The sequence below is a fragment of the Stenotrophomonas sp. Ste86 genome (genome assembly GCF_024519465.1).
Classification (GTDB): Bacteria; Pseudomonadota; Gammaproteobacteria; order Xanthomonadales; family Xanthomonadaceae; genus Stenotrophomonas.
This window is the reverse complement of record NZ_JALJRW010000003.1, coordinates 151,559-168,302: the sequence shown is the minus strand read 5'-3', so window position 1 is coordinate 168,302 and position 16,744 is coordinate 151,559. Positions and strand designations below refer to the sequence as shown.

Genomic DNA, 16,744 nt, shown 5'->3' with positions numbered 1-16,744 from the left:
CATGTCCGTTTTGATCAACAAGAACACCAAGGTGATCGTGCAGGGCTTCACCGGCCAGCAGGGCACCTTCCACGCCACTCAGATGATCGAGTACGGCACCCAGGTTGTTGGCGGCGTGACCCCCGGCAAGGGCGGCACCACCCATATCGACCTGCCGGTGTTCAACACCGTTGCCGACGCCGTGTCGGCCACCGGTGCCAACGCCTCGGTCATCTACGTGCCGCCGCCGTACGCGGCCGACGCGATCCTGGAAGCGGCTGCTGCCGGCATCCAGGTCATCGTGTGCATCACCGAAGGCATCCCGGTGCTGGACATGCTGCGCGTCAAGAACGTGCTGACCCGTTCGCATCCGGACACCGTGCTGGTCGGGCCGAACTGCCCCGGCGTGATCACCCCGGGCGAGTGCAAGATCGGCATCATGCCGGGCCACATCCACATGCCGGGCAAGATCGGCATCGTGTCGCGTTCGGGCACCCTGACCTATGAAGCGGTCAAGCAGACCACCGAAGTCGGCCTGGGCCAGTCCACCTGCATTGGCATCGGTGGTGACCCGATCAACGGCCTGAACTTCGTCGACTGCCTGAAGCTGTTCAACGAAGATCCGCAGACCCTGGGCATCATCATGGTCGGCGAAATCGGCGGCGATGCTGAAGAAGCCGGCGCCGAGTACATCAAGCAGTTCGTGAAGAAGCCGGTCGTCGGCTTCATCGCCGGTGCCTCGGCTCCGGCCGGCAAGCGCATGGGCCACGCCGGTGCGATCGCATCGGGCGGCAAGGGCACTGCCGAAGGCAAGTTTGCCGCGATGGAAGCTGCTGGCGTTGTGACCGTCCGTTCGCCGGGCGACCTGGGCGCTGCCATCGCCAAGCTGGTGAAATAAGCCGCCCGCCGCGCGGTAGAGCCGAGCCATGCTCGGCTGCTCCAAACAGAAAGGCCGCCTCCGGGCGGCCTTTCTGCGTTTTCGCCGCCCTCAACCCGCGCCCTCGGGTAGTGCCGGCCGCTGGCCGGCACCGCACGATGCCGCCAACGATCGCGTGGTTGCCGGCCAGCGGCCGGCACCGCACGATGCCGCCGACGATCGCGTGGTTGTCGGCCAGCGGCCGGCACTACAATGAGCGCATTGCAACCACTGGCTGGACCTTCATGGCTTCGATCCGCATCGCGATGGCGCAGTTTGATTTCCCGGTGGGCGCGGTGGCGCAGAACACCGACAACATCATCGCGATGATCGCCGAGGCGCGTGATGAGTACGGCGCCGAGCTGGTGGTGTTCCCGGAACTGGCCATCAGCGGCTACCCGCCGGAAGACCTGCTGCTGCGTCCGGGCTTCCTGTACGACTGCGAGCAGGCGCTCACGCGCATCGCCGCCGCCGCGACCGGCATCGCCGTCGTGGTCGGCTGGCCGCAGGCGGCCGGTGCGGTGGTCTACAACGCCGCCAGCGTGCTGCGCGATGGCAAGGTGGAGCACACCTACCGCAAGCGCGAGTTGCCCAATTACGCGGTGTTCGACGAGCGCCGCTACTTCGACGTGGACCCGGACGGTGGCAGCTGCGTGTTCGAGCTGAAGGGCGTGCCGGTCGGCGTGCTGATCTGCGAGGACCTGTGGTTCGCCGAGCCGCTCGCCGACACCGTGCGCGACGGTGCGCAGCTGGTGCTGGTGCCCAACGCCTCGCCCTACGAGCGCGGCAAGCATGCTCAGCGCGATGCGTTGCTGGCCGAACGCACGCGTGAGAGCGGGGCGGCGATCGCCTACCTCAACGTGGTCGGTGGCCAGGACGCACTGGTGTTCGATGGCGCCTCGGTCGTGGCCGACGGCGACGGCACCGTGCACCCGGCCGCGGCGGCATTCACCGACCAGTGGCTGGTGGTGGATTACGACGCGCAGACGCGCCGTTTCCTGCCGCGCGAGTGGATCGACGACGGCGATGAGAGCATGGACGCGCTGGCCTGGCGCGCGGTGACCCGTGGCATCCAGGATTACTGCCGCAAGAACGGCTTCAAGAAGGTGTGGCTGGGCCTGTCCGGCGGCATCGATTCGGCGCTGGTGCTGGCCATGGCGGTGGACGCGCTTGGCGCGGACAACGTCACTGCGGTGCGGCTGCCGTCGCGCTATACCGCCGGCATGTCCAACGACCTGGCTGCCGAGCAGTGCCGCGCGCTGGGCGTGAAACTGGAAGCGGTGTCGATCGAGCCGGTGTTCGAGGGGCTGATGGCTGCGCTCGGCCCGATGTTCGAAGGCCACGCCGCCGACGTCACCGAAGAGAACCTGCAGTCGCGCAGCCGCGGCGTGATCCTGATGGCGCTGTCGAACAAGTTCGGCGGGCTGCTGCTGACCACCGGCAACAAGAGCGAGTATGCGGTGGGTTACGCGACCATCTACGGCGACATGTGCGGTGGCTATGCGCCGCTCAAGGACCTGTACAAGACCGAGGTGTTCGGCCTGTCCAAGTGGCGCAACACCGTGGGCGGCGCGCCGGTGATTCCGCCGGCGGTGATCAGCCGCCCGCCCTCGGCCGAGCTGCGCGACAACCAGACCGACCAGGACTCGTTGCCGGCCTACGACGTGCTCGATGGCATCCTGTACCGCTACGTGGACCAGGAGCAGTCGCGCGAGGAGATCGTGGCGGCCGGGTACGCTGCCGACGTGGTGGACCGGGTGCTGCGCCTGGTGCGCACCAGCGAGTGGAAGCGCCACCAGGCCGCCCCGGGTCCGAAGGTGTCGCGGCGCGCGTTCGGGCGTGAACGCCGGTATCCGATCAGCAACGGCTACAAGGGCTGACCGGCAAGACCGATAGGTGCAGGGGCGCAGTTGGGGGATATCCCCGTGCGGGCCGGTGCCCGCCCTGGCATCCGGGAGGCGCAAGGCACGGTAGAGCCGGCTGCTGGCCCGCTCCCATACCCTATGCAGCACGCGGAGGAGCCGACCGGCGGTCGGCACTACCGTAAAGAAAAGGTGCTTCGCCCCATGCGGGACAGGCAGACGTGTGCTTTGGCCCGTTCCAGGCGCGGTGGTCGGTGGGCCGGGCGCTGGGCCCCATGCCCTTGGAGGCGAAACAACAGAGGACGGGGCGGCCGCAGGCCGACGCCGAGGGCGTCGCCGGAAAGGGCATGGGGGCCCAGCGCCCGACCCACCGACCAGCGCCAAAACGCCTGGCTTTTATCTGATTACCGCTAGCCGAGCCCCTTAGCGACCGGTAGGCGCCTGGGCAAAATAAAGGAGGAGGCCGCTACGCGGCCGGGGGACATTTGCGCCAGGGGCCTACCGGCCGCTAAGGGGCCCTCACGCGCGCGACAGACCCGAGCGGAGAAGCAACCAGATCTACTCGCCGCCGGCACTGCCCGTCCACACGGGTAAGCCTCGCGCCCACGCTGCGAAGGCCCTTGCAACAAGACGCCCCCCTCAAATGGGAGAAGAACCAAAGAAAAGGCCCCTTGCGGGGCCTTGTCTTACTTGCGGTTCATCGTCGCATTGCGCTGGCCGGTGCTGGCGGATTTCTCGCCGGCAAACGGATTCAGCTTGCGGATCATCCACGGATACTTCGGCCACTTGCCCTGCAGCCACGGATGCTCGGGCTGGTTCAGCTCCAGCACGCGGCGCGCGTCATCGGCCAGGGTCTTGTTGCCCAGGTGAGTGTAGGCCTCGCCCAAGGCGGCAACCGCGTCGTACTGGAAGGCGCTCTGGGGGTAGGTTTCCAGCAGGTAGTTGGCACGGCCGGCGGCCGACACCCAGGCCTGGCGGCGCAGGTAGTACAGGGCGTTGTCCAGCTCGTGCTGGGCGAACACGTCGCGCAGCTCGATCATGCGCTGGCGCGCATCGGCGGCGTAACGGCTGTTCGGGTAGCGGTCGACGACGATGTTGAAATCGGCGTAGGCCTGGCGCGGGGTGGACAGGTCGCGGCGGCTCGGGTCCAGCGACCACACCCGGCGCAGGAACACCGTGTTGCGGTTGCCGTTGGCCAAGCCACGCAGGTAGTACATGTAGGCGATGTTGCGGTGGGTCGGGTAGGTACGGATGAAGCGGTCCACGCTGGACACCGCGTCATCGTGCTTGCCGGCCTTGTACTGGGCGTAGGCGGTCTCGATCATCGCCTGCTCGGTGTACGGACCATACGGGTACTGGGCGATCAGGCGCCGGAAGCTGGTCTCGGCCCCGCTCCAGTTGCCGCCTTCCATCAGGCGGTGGCTTTTCTCGTAGATCTTCTCGACCGGCTGGCCTTCGTCCGGGTTATCGCCCTTGGTGCCGCGATGGCAGCCAGTGGCAACGAGGGCCAGGACCAGCAGCAGGGCGGCGGTGCGGACATGCGCGAACAGCGAAAAAGAGCGTCGGATCATGGGGTCAGGGCGGGACGCGGCTGGAATACGAGGGGTCGATGATAGCCTAGTGGCCTGTCCTGCGACTGAAAGTGGTCGCCCGGACCCCAAATTTGTCTCCCTGCGGTGCTTTCCCCATGTCCGATAACGCTTCTGAATCCGAATCCTCCCGCCAGGCCGTGGTGCCCGACACCGCCGCCGGGCGCCGTTTCGACGCCGTGCTGGCCGAGCTGTTCCCCGAATTCTCCCGGTCCAAGCTGACCGAGTGGATCAAGTCCGGCGACGTCCTGCTGGACGGCGAGCAGGTCCGCGGGCGCGACCCGGTGCGCGGCGGTGAGGTGGCCAGCCTGCATGTCGTGCTTGACACCCAGACCCACGCCGAGCCGGAGGACATCCCGCTGGAGGTGCTGTACGAGGACGAGCATGTGTTCGTCATCAACAAGCCGGTCGGCCTGGTGGTGCATCCCGGTGCCGGCAATCCCACCGGTACGCTGGTCAACGCGTTGCTGTTCCGCGACCCGTCGCTGTCGGTGCTGCCGCGCGCGGGCATCGTGCACCGGCTGGACAAGGACACCAGCGGCGTCATGGTGATCGCACGGACCATCCAGGCGCAGACAGCGCTGGTGGAACAGCTGTCGGCGCGCCAGGTGCACCGCCAGTACCTGGCCATCGTGGTGGGGGCGCTGGTCTCTGGTGGCACCGCCGATGCGGCGATCGACCGTCATCCGCGCGACCGCGTGCGCATGGCCGTGCGCGAAGACGGCAAGGATGCCATCACCCATTACCGCCTGCGCGAGCGCTTCCGTGCACACACCGCGCTGGAATGCCGCTTGGAAACCGGCCGCACCCACCAGATCCGCGTGCACATGGCGCACCTGCGGCACCCGATCATCGGCGACCAGCTGTACGGCGGCGCGCTGAAACTGCCCAAGGGCGCCAGCGATGAACTGGTCGCGCAGCTGCGCGGCTTCAAGCGCCAGGCGCTGCACGCCGAAACGCTGGAGTTCGTGCACCCGATCACCGGTGAGACGATCACCAACAGCGCACCGCCGCCGGCGGACATGCAGGCGCTGATGCAGGCGCTGCGCGAAGACAGCAAGCGCTTTGCCGAGCTGGAGCGCGGGCGCCGCTGATGCAGACACCGGTTCCGCTGCTGGCGGCCGACTGGCCGGCCCCGCCCGGGGTCACCGCCGTGAGCACCCTGCGTTTTGGCGCAGGGGGATCGCGGCCGCCGTTCGACCAGTTCAACATGGGCAACCGTTACGCCGCCGACGGCGACGACCCGGCGCAGGTGCAGCGCAACCGCGACCTGCTGCAGGCCGGGTTGGCACTGCCGTCGGCGCCGCATTGGCTGCGCCAGGTCCACAGCACCACGGTGCTGCGGTTCGATGCGCCGCCGACTGCGGTCGGCGTGGACGTGGAGCCGACCGCCGATGCGGCGGTGACCTCGGTGCCGGGCGTGGTGCTGGCCATCCTCACCGCCGACTGTCTGCCGGTAGTGTTTGCCGCCCGCGACGGTAGCGAGATCGGCGCGGCCCATGCCGGTTGGCGTGGTCTGGCCGACGGCATGCTGGAGGCGACGGTGGCTGCCCTGCATACCCCGGCCGCGCAGCTGCAGGCATGGTTGGGTCCGGCCGCTGGGCCGGCGCATTACGAGGTCGGCGAGGACGTGTTCGCCGCCTTTGTCGACCGCGACGCGGGGGCGCAGGAAGCCTTTGTCGCTACCCGAGCCGGGCATTGGAAGGTCGACCTGTTCGCGCTGGCGCGGCGACGCCTGCACCGCGTCGGGATCGACCCGGCGGACGTCAGTGGCGGTCAGCTGTGCAGCATCGCCGAGCCGCAGCGTTTTTATTCGCACCGTCGCGACCGGCGTACCGGGCGCATGGCGACGCTGGCATGGATTGCACCCTGAGCGCATGAACGGTAATGACGCGCGCGCCGAGGGTGCGGTGATCGTGTTCGACGGCGTGTGCGCCTTGTGCAGCCGCTGGGTGCGTTTCCTGCTGCGTTTCGACCGGCGCGGACGCTATCGCTTCGCCGCGATGCAGGGCGCGCATGGACGCGCCTTGCTGCTGCAGCACGGCCTGGATCCCGACGATCCGCTGTCGTTCCTGCTGCTGGATCGGGGCAGGGCCTGGACCGATACCGATGCGATCCTGCAGGTGGTGGGCGGACTGGGCGGGCCGTGGCGGATCGTCACCGTGCTGCGGGTGCTGCCACGCGCATGGCGCGACGGTGCTTATCGCGTACTGGCACGCAACCGCTACCGCTGGTTCGGGCGGCATCACCGCTGCTACCTGCCGGCTCCGGAGCAGGCGGCGCGCTTCCTGGATTGATCCGGGGTTCACCGCGTTTGCCAGGCCAGCACGTCGGCGCTGCCCACGACGGGATCGGGACTGAGCAGCGTGTAGCGGATGCGCCGGTTGCGCGCGCGGCCTTCGTCGCTGCGGTTGTCGGCCACCGGGTGCTGCTGCCCGTAACCGACGGGGACCAGCATCGCTGCAGGTACGCCGTGCGCCTGCAGCGTATGGGTCAGGGTGTCGGCACGTTGCTGGCTCAACCGCAGATCGGCCGCCGCGTCACCGGCGCTGTCGGTATGGGCGCCCACTTCGATCCGTGTGCCAGCGGGCGCGGTCGAGAGTGCGGCGGCCACGGCCTGCACGGTGTCGGCGCAATCGCCGGTCAGCGCCGTCGAGCCGGGATGGAACTTCAATGTGGTCCGGTTGAGTGCATCGACCACCTGCGCAGCATCGGCCTGCGCCGGAAGGTGGGCCAGCGCGGCCAACCCGGGGCCCCACAGACCGCTGGTATGCAGATCGGCGAAGTCGCGGCGCAACAGTCGTGACACGTCCAGCCGCCGGGTGGGATCCATGGAGGCGGTATCGAGCTGCAGCCGGTCGCCGTCGAAGACGAGCGACAGGCCATCGCCGGACAGGTGCGGCAGCCGGGTGATCAGCCGGTCCAGCCAGCGCGGACGGCGCGTGCCCGGATCCAGCGCGATCTCGGCGCGCACGTTGGCCGTGCCGTGCAGTGCGACCAGGGCGTTCCAGACCTGGCGCCGCGCCGCCTCGGTGGGCAGGCGGCCCTGCACGTGGATGCGGTCCCCGTGTTGCTGCAGCGACAGCTGTGCATCGCGCTGCGCGCCGACCTGCGGCGCCACCCAATGCGCTGCGTGCATTTTCAAATGTACCCAGGCGGTGAGGCTGACGACGGCCATGCCCACCAGTAGCCATAGCGATCCGCGCAGGGCCAGCCCGCGCATTGCATGCGAGGGCGCCGCGCCCGTGATGCGCCGACGCTGCAGATGCGGCCTGGTGGCGCCTGCCGTCACGCGTGCATGGCCCTCGGGCGGCGTCACCAGCCCGATCAGCTCCGGCAGCAGCTCACAGGCGAGCACCCGGAAGGTGCCCGGCGGGAAGCCAGCCCGACGCGCCATCGTGGCGAGCGCGTGGGTGCCGACGGCGTGTTCGAGTTCACTGGCAAGGATCGGGCGGGAGAGCTCGCGCGGGCTCTGCCAGGAGCGGAACTGCACGCCGAGCCCGGCCTGGTCGAACTGCTGCTCCAGCCCGTCCAGTCCCAGCGGGTGCGAGGCGATCCAGCCGACCAGGACGCCGACCACGCTGCGTGCGCGGTAGCCCAGGTCGAATCGTACGGCGGCATCTTCGATGAAACGGTCGAGCGCTGACATGCAGAAAAATCCCCCGGAAAGAGCGTGCACGTAGGCGTACACGAACCGGCCCATGCGATATGGATGGGCTCTTGGGGGCGTCACTTTGGTCAGCAACCGTCAATACGAAATGAAATTTCGTGGGAGGTTTCGTTTTCGAGGTCACCGGAGGTGGGGCAATCAATGCGATCTATCGCGGCGACGGCTTGCAGCAGCGGGCGTTGCGCCGTCCGGCGCGTTGATCGCGACACGCCAAGGCGTCTGTGCAGGGCGATGACACAATCGTTTCATCCGCAATCAATGTGGGTCGAAAGCGTCAGTGCCCGCGCGGCATCCGCAGCATCGCCCATGCCGCGCAACGTCCGCTGCGGGCAGCGGGGCAATCGCCCGCGTCAGCCCTCCAGGGCCTGCAGATAGGTCTGCCGCCAGTGGTTGATGTCGTGCGCGCGCAGGTGTTCCATCATCGCCTGCCAACGCTCCACGCGTTTGCGCAACGGCATGGTGGCGGCGGTGGCGATCGCATCGGCCACGCCATCCAGGTCGTGCGGATTGACCAGCAGCGCCTGTTTGAGTTCATCGGCCGCGCCCGCCAACAGCGACAGCACCAGCACACCGGGATTTTCCGGGTCCTGCGAGGCCACGTATTCTTTGGCCACCAGGTTCATGCCATCGCGCAGCGGCGTGACCAGGCCGACCGCGGCGGCGCGGTAGAAGCCGGTCAAGGTGGCATGGGTGAAGTTCTGGTTGACGTAACGCAGGGGCGTCCAGTCGGGCGCGGCGTGGCCGCCGTTGATGTGCCCGGCGATCTGTTCCAGCTGACTGCGCAGCTGGCGGTACTCGGTGACATCGCCGCGCGAGACCGGCGCGATCTGCAGGTAGGTGAGGCTGCCATGCTGGTCCGGATGGCGTTCCAGGTAGCGCTCAAAGCCCAGGAAACGCTCGGGCAGGCCCTTGGAGTAATCCAGCCGGTCCACGCCGATCGCCAGCTGGCGGTCGCGCAGGCTGTTGCGCAGGTCGCGCACGGCCGGTTTGTTGGCGCCGGCCTTGGCCTGCCGCGCGATGTGCTCGGTATCGATGCCAATCGGGAAGGCGGCGGCACGGAAGCGGCGACCGCCCGGGGCCTCCAGTTCGCCATCGGCCAGCACCCGACCGCCACCGAACAGGCGCACGTAGGATTGGAAACGGTCGGCGTCGCGTTGGGTCTGGAAGCCGACCAGATCATAGGCGTACAGGCTGGAAAACAGCCGCAGGTGGTCGGGCATGGCCTGCAGCAGGTCGGCCGAGGGCATCGGCACGTGCAGGAAGAAGCCGATCCGGCAGCCGATGCCGCGCTCGCGCAACAGCGAGGCCAGTGGTATCAGGTGGTAATCGTGGATCCACACGATGTCGTCCTCGCGCAGCAGTGGCGCGAGTTTTTCGGCGAACAGCGCGTTGACCCGGCGATAGGTTTCGCGGGTGGCGCGGTCGTAGTCGACCAGGTCCAGGCGGAAGTGCAGCAGCGGCCACAGCGTGCGGTTGGCAAAGCCGTTGTAGTAGCCATCCACGTCGCGCTTGTTGAGGTCCATGGTCACATAGCGGATATCGCCTTCGACCTGCTCATGCACCGCACCGCTGTTGTCGCGCACCGATTTGCCACTCCAGCCGAACCAGACCCCGCCGCGCTCCTTGAGCGCGGCGAGCAGGCCGACTGCCAGCCCGCCGGCGCGGGTTTCCCCGGGCACCGCGACCCGGTTGGACACCACCACCAGCCGGCTCATGAGGCCTCCTGCCAGCTGCGCGACAGGCGCATGGCGGCGGTGATCAGGCCGACGTGCGAATAGGTCTGCGGGAAGTTGCCCCAGGCCTCGCCGCTGTCGAAGGCCAGGTCTTCGGAGAGCAGGCCCAGGTGATTGCGGCGCTCGAGCAGGGTTTCGAACATCTCGCGTGCTTCGTCCAGGCGGCCGATCGCCGCCAGCGCATCGATATACCAGAAGGTGCAGATGGTGAAGCTGGTTTCCGGCTCGCCGAAGTCATCGGGCGCCACATACCGGTACAGCGCGTTGCCATGCTTGAGGTCGCGGCCGATGGCTTCGACCGTGGCGACGAAGCGCGGGTCATTGGCCTCGATGAAGCCGATATCGGCCAGCAGCAGCAAGGACGCGTCCAGGCGGTGGCCGTCGAAGGTGTCGGTGAAGCGCCCCAGCTGCTCGCTCCACGCTTTTTCCAGGATGCGCGCGTGGATGATGTCGGCGCGCCCGCGCCAGTAATCGGCACGGTCGTCCAGCTTCAGGCGCACGGCGATCTTGCACAACCGGTCGCAGGCGGCCCAGCACATCGCGCTGGTGTAGGTGTGCACTTCGGTGCGGCCGCGGAATTCCCACAGACCGGCGTCGGGCACGTCGTGCAGGGCGAAGGCCTGCTCGCCGAGCGGCTCCAGCCGCGCGAAGGTGTGCGCATCGCCCGGGTCCTGCAGGCGCTGGTCGAAGAACAGCTGGGTGGACGCAAGCACCACGCTGCCGTAGACATCATGCTGGCGCTGCACCCAGGCCAGGTTGCCGCGACGCACCGGGCCCATGCCGCGGTAGCCGTCCAGCGAGGCCACTTCGGTTTCCTCCAGCTTCGCCTCGAAGCCGATTCCGTACAGCGGCTGCAGGCTGCCGTCGGCGGTGGCCAGGTTGAAGATGTAGCCCAGGAACTGCTCCATGGTACGGGTGGCGCCGAGCCGGTTGAGCGTGCGCACCACGAAGGCGGCATCGCGCAGCCAGCAGTAGCGGTAATCCCAGTTGCGGATGCTGCCGGGCGCTTCTGGGATGGAGGTGGTCATCGCAGCGATGATCGCGCCGCTGTCTTCGTACTGGCACAGCTTGAGGGTGATCGCACTGCGGATCACCGCGTCCTGCCATTCCAACGGGATGGACAGGTAACGCACCCACTCGCGCCAGTAGTCACGGGTACGTTGGAAGGACTCCTGCACGTAACCGCTGAGCGAGCGGTTCAGCGATTCGTCCACGCCGAGCACCAGGTTGACCGGGTGGTTGAGCACGAAGGGCAGGCCGTCGCGGACGAACCGCAGCGGCACGTCGGTGGTCAGGCGCAGCACGTGATCGGGCAGGACCCAGCGGATGTGGTTGCTGCCCCAGGTGGCATCGGGGACGCGCGCGCCCCAGTCGGCCAGCGGTCGCGCGCGCACGATGATGCGCGGGTTGCCGGCCAGCGGACGGACCTGGCGGATCAGGCTGACTGGCCGGTAGAAGCGGTCGTTCTGGCGCCAGCGCGGGGCGAAATCAATGATTTCCAGCGCGCCGCCGTGCTTGTCGTGCAGCACGGTCCGCAGGATGGCCGTGTTGGTGAGGTAGCTCTGTTCGCTGCTGACCAGGTCCTCCAGTTCGATGGCGAAATCACCGCCTTCGTTCTGGTTGGGGCTGAGCAGGGCACAGAAGGTGGGGTCGCCATCGAAGGTGGGCAGGCAGCTCCACACCACGCGTGCGTGTTGGTCGATCAATGCGCCGAAGCTGCCGTTGCCGACTACACCAAGATTAAGATCGGGTTGTGTCATGGGTACTGCATCTCGTTCGGGCCGTGCCACCGCAGCGGATGCAGCGGGGCGGCATCGGTGGGGTAAAGGGCCAGGGTCAGTACGCGTTTTCCCGCAGCCACGCATGCACGCTGCGGATGTCCGGCAGGGCGAAAACGGCGGCGCTGGGGCTGCGCGCGCCGACCAGTACGCTCCAGCCATGCTGGGCGTTGGCGGCGTCGAAGCCGAATTCGTCGGTGAGGTCGTCGCCGAGGAACACCGGCAGGCGGCCACGGAAGGGGTATTCCTGCATCAGCTGTTGCAGGGCGCGGCCTTTGTCGCTGCCCTGCGGGACGAATTCGACGACGTGGTCGCCCGGTTGCAGGCGGTAGCCGGCGTGTCCGCGGATATGGCGTTCGGCGAACGCGCGCACCTCGTCGGCGGCATGCGGGGCACCGCGCCAGTGCAGGGCCAGGCTGCGGCCCTTGTCTTCGACCAGCACACCGGGGTTGCCATGCGCGAAACGCATGGCCTGCTGGTGTACGGCGTGCAGCCATTCGCTGGTATCGGCGCTGTTGGCCTGGCTGTCGATGTGGCCATCGGCGCGACGCAGTTCATGACCGTGCAGTCCGGCGGCGGGGAGGTGAAGGGGCGCGAAGAGGTCGTCGAGCTGGTTGAGCGGGCGGCCGCTGATGAGGGCGACGGCGCCTTCGAGGCGATCGCTGATGCGGCCGATGGCTTCGCGGACTTCGGGCAGCAGCGTGACCGCTTCGGGGTCGCGCTCGAATTCGATGAGGGTGCCATCCACGTCGAGGAACAACGCACAGGCATCGTCCAGCAGTGGCGGCGACGGACGCGGGGGGAGGTCGTTGGCCATGCGTGCCAACATGCCATTCACGGTGTGATTGTCAGGTCATGGGCGTGCGTTGCGTGCCATGTTCACGTGCGGGAAGGGCAATGCCCAGCCTTCTCGAATATGGGGTGCGCCGAGGGAAGAGCAGCCGACCATGGGTCGGCTCTACCGTACCACCTCACCAGTAGAGCCGACCGTTGGTCGGCTGCACCAACGATCAGAACGTGTACCGCACACGCCCGGTAGAGCCGGGCCATGCCCGGCTGCACCAATGATCAGAACGTGTACCGCACACGCCCGTAGTAATACGCACCATTGCTACCAATCGGCGACAACACGTCATACGGCAGGTTGCCGTAGTAGTAGATATCGTCGTTGGACAGATCCGAATAATTGTCGGTCAGGTTCTGCCCGCCAAGGGCCACGCTCCACTGCGGGGTGATCTTGAACTCCACTTCCGCATCCAGCTGCCATTCCGCCCCATACGTCTGGCGCGGGACGAAGCCATCGCCGAAGTTGAACACGCGGGTGACACTGCCATAGCGGCTGACCCGGCTGCTCAGCGACCAGCGGTCGTCACTCCAGCTGGCGGCGAGCGCGGCGCGGGTGCGCGGGGTGGCATCGGTGAGGGTGTTGGTTTCTTCCACGCCGAACAGCACGTACTCCGGATCCAGCGCGAGCAGGCTGGCCGGGGTGGCCAGTACGTTCTTCAACGTGGTCTTGGTATAGGCGTAGGTACCGGTCAACAGCAGTTCGCCATCGCTCAGCGATTGCCGCCAGTTGCTCACCAGCTCGGCACCGCGGGTGCGGGTGTCGGCGGCATTGACGAAGAAGCTCGCGCTCTGCAGGCCGGCCACGCCGAACTGCTGCTGCACGTAGTCGGTGAGTGCATCGCCGGTGATGCTCTCCGACAGCGCGATGCGGTCATCGATGTCGATCTGGAAGAAGTCCAGCGACACATCGAAGTGGTCGCCGATGCGGCTGGTGAAGCCCAGGCTGGTGTTGAGCGACTTCTCCGGCTTCAGGTCCGATGCGCCCAGGCCCCGCGCGATGGGATTGTTGACCGACAGCACGCGGCCCCGCACCAGCTGGCCGGCGGCGTTGTAACCGGTGGAGGTGGATTCGTAACCGATCTGCGCCAGCGACGGCGCGCGGAAGTTGTTGGAAATCGCGCCGCGCAGCGCGAAGGCCGGGGTGAATTCATAGCGCAGGCCCAGCTTGCCGGTCAGCTTGCCACCGTAGTCATCGCTGTGTTCGTAGCGCGCGGCCAGGTCGCTGGAGAAATGCTCGCCGAACTGGCTGGACAGGCTGGCATAGGCGCTGGCCACATCACGCGACAGCGAGGTGGCATCCTGCGGAGTCAGCCCGCCGCCGGCCTGCGAGCCGGTCGGGCGATCGGTGAACGGGCCGGCGGCATAGCTGCTCGGGTCGCCCGGGCGGGTCTGGTAGTGGTCACGCCGCGCTTCCACGCCCAGGCCGAGGCTGTGGGTGATGTTCTCGCCCTGGTTGAACACGCGGCCCAGGTCGAGGTTGGCCACGGTCAGTTCGTTCTGGTAATCGCCGGTTTTGAAGCGGGTCGGGCTGGTCGGACCGAGCGAGGCGTTGAGCGAGTTGCGCAGGCGGTAGGTGAAGCGGTTGGTGCCGTAATCCAGGCTGGCGTCGTAGTTCCACTCGCCCCATTGGCCCTTCGCACCGGCCACGGCCTGCACGTCGCGGTTCTCGCCTTCGGAGATCGGGCGGTAGCCGTTGGGGTAGACCTGCGCCCAGTTGGCGTCGCTGTCGGGGTAGCGGAAGTAGTTGGCGCCTTCGCTGTCGCGCTGGTTGAACGTGCTGAAGAAATAGAACTTGGAGGTCTCACCGAACGGCAGCTCGGTATTGATCCAGGCGTTGAGGTCACGGGTCTTGCCATCGCCAAGCACGTAATTGCGCTTGCCCTGCAGCGCCAGGTTGGTATCGCTCTGGTCCCACGGCGGGATCTGGTCGAAGCCGGCGCGGTTGGTGCCTTCGTGGTTCTTCAGCTCCAGGCCCACGCGCAGGAAGCCGCCGTCTTCGCCCAGCCGGGTGCCGACCTTGGCACTGGCATAGCTGGTCTGGCCGTCGGTGACGGTGCGGTCGATCGGCTTGAGGTCGGTGTGGTTGGCGCCGAAGCTGGCCTCGAACGCGCCGCCTTCCGGGGCATCGTCGAGGATCACGTTGATCACCCCGGCCACCGCATCGGAGCCGTACAGCGCGCCGGCGCCGTCGCGCAGCACTTCGATGCGCTTGATCGCGCTGATCGGAATGGCGTTGAAGTCTACCGGCGTGGTGCCCTTGCCGATCTTGCTGTCGGTGTTGACCAGCGCGCTGGTGTGGCGGCGCTTGCCGTTGACCAGCACCAGGACTTGGTCCGGCGAGAGCCCGCGCAGCTGCGCGGCGCGGATGTGGTCGGCACCGCCGGAGTTGGATTGGCGCGGGAAGTTGAACGAGGGCAGCAGCGCCTGCAGCGCGCTGCCCAGTTCACCGTTGACCACGCCAGCCTTGCGGATGTCTTCGGCGGTGAGCACGTCCACCGGCGAGGTGGATTCCAGCACGGTGCGGTCCACCGCGCGGGTGCCGGTGACGATCACGGTGTCCAGCGTGGTGGCCGAGCCGGGCGCGTCCTGCGCAGTTGCATCCTGGGCGAGCAGGGGGGAGGAGAGGACGAGCGCGATGGCAAGGCCAAGGCGCGACGCGGACGGACGGGACATGCGGACTCCAGCAGGACGACGGGGGAGGGAGGACGGGGAGTGGCGTCGCCGACCAATGGTTGGCGCTACCAATCCATCCGGATGAAGCGATATATTATCTTCGCGTGATGTCCCTGTGTGACGCAAGCCCCATCGGGGTGGTTATAAGCAGATAGCCGTTGGCGATCTGCACCGGACCTGGATGTCCGGCACGCTCCTTCCCTGCCTGTCCCTGTGTTTCCGGAGAGTTGTCCATGAAGTTCCGCACCATTCTGATCGCCCTGGTTATGGCCACCAGCGGCTGTGCCACTGCCGCCCCGGCCGCCAAGCCGACCCCGCCCGCCACCGCCACGGCGACCCTGCAGGGCGACGCCGCGCGCCCCGACGCTGCGGCCGGCTGGGTGCGCAGCGAGCTCTATTTCGGTGTGGGGGAAGAAACCGGCGTGGCCGACCGACCGCAGACCGAAGGCATCACCGACGCGCAGTGGCGTGCCTTTCTCGACAAGGAAGTCACCCCGCGCTTTCCGGACGGTCTGACCGTGTTCGACGCCTACGGCCAGTGGCTGTTCCGCGGCGCGGCCGAGCCCAACCGCCTGCGCACCAAGGTGCTGGTGGTGCTGCACGAGAACACCCCGCAGCGTCGCGCGGACATTGAAGCGATCCGGCTGGCGTGGAAGCAGGCCACCGGTCATCAGTCCGTGTTGTGGGCGCAGCAGGCGGTTGAAGTATCGTTCTGAGCACGCGCGCCACCTTGGCGCGGCAGGAGGCCGGCATGAACGAGATCACCCGTGGGCGTTGCGTGCTGCTGTTCGGGCTGGCGTTGGCCGACTGCGCGCCCGTGGCGCAGGCGGCGGCAGCCGATGCGGAGCTGCGCATTGTGCTTGGACCGGGCACGGCCGCTACCGCCCGCGTGGAAACGCAGGGCACCATTGCGCTGCTGCTGCCCTCGGGTCGGCAGCAGCGTCTGGACGGCGTAGCCGATGCCGATGGCAACGCGCGCTTGAGCCAGCTGGACGTCGACTTCGACGGTCGCCCCGAACTGGTGGCACGCGCTTCGGTAGGGCAGGTCAACGAAGCGGTGGCGGTGTACCGCTTCGACCCAAAGCAGGGACGCTTCGTGCCGCTGACGCTGCCGACCGGTTCGCATGCGCAGTGTGGCGAGCTGATGGGGCTGGACGTGGATGCCGCCAACCGCACCCTGAGCAGCAGCTGCCGCAGTGGCCCGATGTGGTACGCGGACCTGTACCGCTATCACGCGGGGCGGCTGTATCTGTATCGCGCCGAACGCGTGCTGATGCTTGGCGATGCGCTGGAGGCGACGATCTTCGTCAAGCAGACCGCCGACACTGGCCCGATGGCGGTCTGGAGTACCTACGACCCGGCTGGCAAGGTACTGGAGACCGCCATCTCCGATGGTCTGGTCGCACCGCGCAATGACCGCCCATTGCTGCCCTTCAGCGGCGAGGTGGTGCCTGCGCGGGTGCCGCTGCATGCCCGGCCCGGCGACACCAGCACCCGGCGCTACCTGGTGCGCGGTGACCGCGTTGAACTGCTGGACGAGCAGGACGGTTGGGTGAAGGTGCGCTATGCCAACCCGACGCGGGGCGACATCGTGGGGTGGGTAAACGCCAATCCATGATCTGATTGCCCGGGTTCGCACATGGGGATCACTTTCGCAGGTCTACCCTGACGCTTCCCCCAGGTAGTGGACGTTCCCTC

At 67.6% G+C, this 16,744-nt stretch carries 13 protein-coding genes; 7 read left to right on the top strand and 6 right to left on the bottom strand.

Going from position 1 to position 16,744, the window contains the following annotated elements; genetic code table 11:
• Window position 1 precedes the first annotated feature (1 nt).
• Together sucD and NR101_RS04600 are read left to right on the top strand one after the other, a co-directional pair.
• Entirely contained in the window at window positions 2-877 is an 876-nt protein-coding gene (gene sucD / locus NR101_RS04605) for a succinate--CoA ligase subunit alpha (RefSeq protein ID WP_256775510.1), read from the top strand.
• 263 nt (window positions 878-1,140) lie between these two features.
• A complete protein-coding gene (locus NR101_RS04600; protein WP_256775533.1) occupies window positions 1,141-2,775 on the top strand; it encodes an NAD+ synthase in 1,635 nt (544 codons plus the stop codon).
• Between the two features lie 668 nt (window positions 2,776-3,443).
• Here NR101_RS04600 and NR101_RS04595 read toward each other — a convergent pair.
• Window positions 3,444-4,328 (bottom strand): outer membrane protein assembly factor BamD, encoded by an 885-nt coding sequence (locus NR101_RS04595; RefSeq protein WP_256775509.1) that lies wholly within the window; start codon window positions 4,326-4,328, stop codon window positions 3,444-3,446.
• A 116-nt stretch (window positions 4,329-4,444) separates the two neighbouring features.
• On the opposite strand from NR101_RS04595, the gene rluD reads away from it, so the two are divergent.
• From rluD to NR101_RS04580, 3 genes are read left to right on the top strand one after another with little or no spacing between them, the layout of a single operon-like run.
• Window positions 4,445-5,440, top strand: coding sequence for a 23S rRNA pseudouridine(1911/1915/1917) synthase RluD (gene rluD, locus NR101_RS04590; RefSeq protein WP_256775508.1), 996 nt, complete (start codon window positions 4,445-4,447; stop codon window positions 5,438-5,440).
• Complete coding sequence (gene pgeF, locus NR101_RS04585; protein ID WP_256775507.1) at window positions 5,440-6,219, top strand: peptidoglycan editing factor PgeF; 780 nt, start codon at window positions 5,440-5,442, stop codon at window positions 6,217-6,219. Before rluD ends, pgeF begins: the two co-directional genes overlap by 1 nt.
• Before the next feature lie 4 nt (window positions 6,220-6,223).
• A complete protein-coding gene (locus NR101_RS04580; protein WP_256775506.1) occupies window positions 6,224-6,643 on the top strand; it encodes a thiol-disulfide oxidoreductase DCC family protein in 420 nt (139 codons plus the stop codon).
• 8 nt (window positions 6,644-6,651) lie between these two features.
• Here NR101_RS04580 and NR101_RS04575 read toward each other — a convergent pair whose 3' ends face one another.
• From NR101_RS04575 to NR101_RS04555, 5 genes are all read right to left on the bottom strand, one after another.
• A complete protein-coding gene (locus NR101_RS04575; RefSeq protein WP_256775505.1) occupies window positions 6,652-7,995 on the bottom strand; it encodes an OmpA family protein in 1,344 nt (447 codons plus the stop codon).
• 371 nt (window positions 7,996-8,366) lie between these two features.
• Window positions 8,367-9,731, bottom strand: a complete 1,365-nt coding sequence (gene otsA / locus NR101_RS04570; RefSeq protein ID WP_256775504.1) for an alpha,alpha-trehalose-phosphate synthase (UDP-forming) — start codon at window positions 9,729-9,731, stop codon at window positions 8,367-8,369.
• Window positions 9,728-11,509, bottom strand: a complete 1,782-nt coding sequence (locus NR101_RS04565; protein ID WP_256775503.1) for a glycoside hydrolase family 15 protein — start codon at window positions 11,507-11,509, stop codon at window positions 9,728-9,730. The genes otsA and NR101_RS04565 overlap by 4 nt, the downstream gene beginning before the upstream one ends.
• 76 nt (window positions 11,510-11,585) lie before the next feature.
• Window positions 11,586-12,344 (bottom strand): trehalose-phosphatase, encoded by a 759-nt coding sequence (otsB, locus tag NR101_RS04560; protein ID WP_256775502.1) that lies wholly within the window; start codon window positions 12,342-12,344, stop codon window positions 11,586-11,588.
• A gap of 251 nt (window positions 12,345-12,595) precedes the next feature.
• A complete protein-coding gene (locus tag NR101_RS04555; protein ID WP_256775501.1) occupies window positions 12,596-15,046 on the bottom strand; it encodes a TonB-dependent receptor in 2,451 nt (816 codons plus the stop codon).
• A 233-nt stretch (window positions 15,047-15,279) separates the two neighbouring features.
• Between NR101_RS04555 and NR101_RS04550 the strand changes: the two genes are divergently transcribed.
• Window positions 15,280-15,762: a DUF3574 domain-containing protein gene (locus NR101_RS04550; RefSeq protein ID WP_256775500.1), complete on the top strand. Its 483-nt coding sequence runs from the start codon at window positions 15,280-15,282 to the stop codon at window positions 15,760-15,762.
• Window positions 15,763-15,797: 35 nt separating this feature from the next.
• Window positions 15,798-16,664: an SH3 domain-containing protein gene (locus NR101_RS04545; RefSeq protein ID WP_256775499.1), complete on the top strand. Its 867-nt coding sequence runs from the start codon at window positions 15,798-15,800 to the stop codon at window positions 16,662-16,664.
• The last annotated feature ends 80 nt before the right edge of the window (window positions 16,665-16,744 follow it).

Bases quoted from the DNA above. Each gene is read 5' to 3' on its own strand.
- NR101_RS04545 (WP_256775499.1), top strand. From the start codon at position 15,798: ATGAACGAGATCACCCGTGGGCGTTGCGTGCTGCTGTTCGGGCTGGCG.
- NR101_RS04555 (WP_256775501.1), bottom strand. From the start codon at position 15,046: ATGTCCCGTCCGTCCGCGTCGCGCCTTGGCCTTGCCATCGCGCTCGTC.
- NR101_RS04550 (WP_256775500.1), top strand. From the start codon at position 15,280: ATGAAGTTCCGCACCATTCTGATCGCCCTGGTTATGGCCACCAGCGGC.
- sucD (WP_256775510.1), top strand. From the start codon at position 2: ATGTCCGTTTTGATCAACAAGAACACCAAGGTGATCGTGCAGGGCTTC.
- NR101_RS04580 (WP_256775506.1), top strand. From the start codon at position 6,224: ATGAACGGTAATGACGCGCGCGCCGAGGGTGCGGTGATCGTGTTCGAC.
- NR101_RS04575 (WP_256775505.1), bottom strand. From the start codon at position 7,995: ATGTCAGCGCTCGACCGTTTCATCGAAGATGCCGCCGTACGATTCGAC.
- NR101_RS04565 (WP_256775503.1), bottom strand. From the start codon at position 11,509: ATGACACAACCCGATCTTAATCTTGGTGTAGTCGGCAACGGCAGCTTC.
- otsA (WP_256775504.1), bottom strand. From the start codon at position 9,731: ATGAGCCGGCTGGTGGTGGTGTCCAACCGGGTCGCGGTGCCCGGGGAA.
- pgeF (WP_256775507.1), top strand. From the start codon at position 5,440: ATGCAGACACCGGTTCCGCTGCTGGCGGCCGACTGGCCGGCCCCGCCC.
- NR101_RS04600 (WP_256775533.1), top strand. From the start codon at position 1,141: ATGGCTTCGATCCGCATCGCGATGGCGCAGTTTGATTTCCCGGTGGGC.
- NR101_RS04595 (WP_256775509.1), bottom strand. From the start codon at position 4,328: ATGATCCGACGCTCTTTTTCGCTGTTCGCGCATGTCCGCACCGCCGCC.
- rluD (WP_256775508.1), top strand. From the start codon at position 4,445: ATGTCCGATAACGCTTCTGAATCCGAATCCTCCCGCCAGGCCGTGGTG.
- otsB (WP_256775502.1), bottom strand. From the start codon at position 12,344: ATGGCCAACGACCTCCCCCCGCGTCCGTCGCCGCCACTGCTGGACGAT.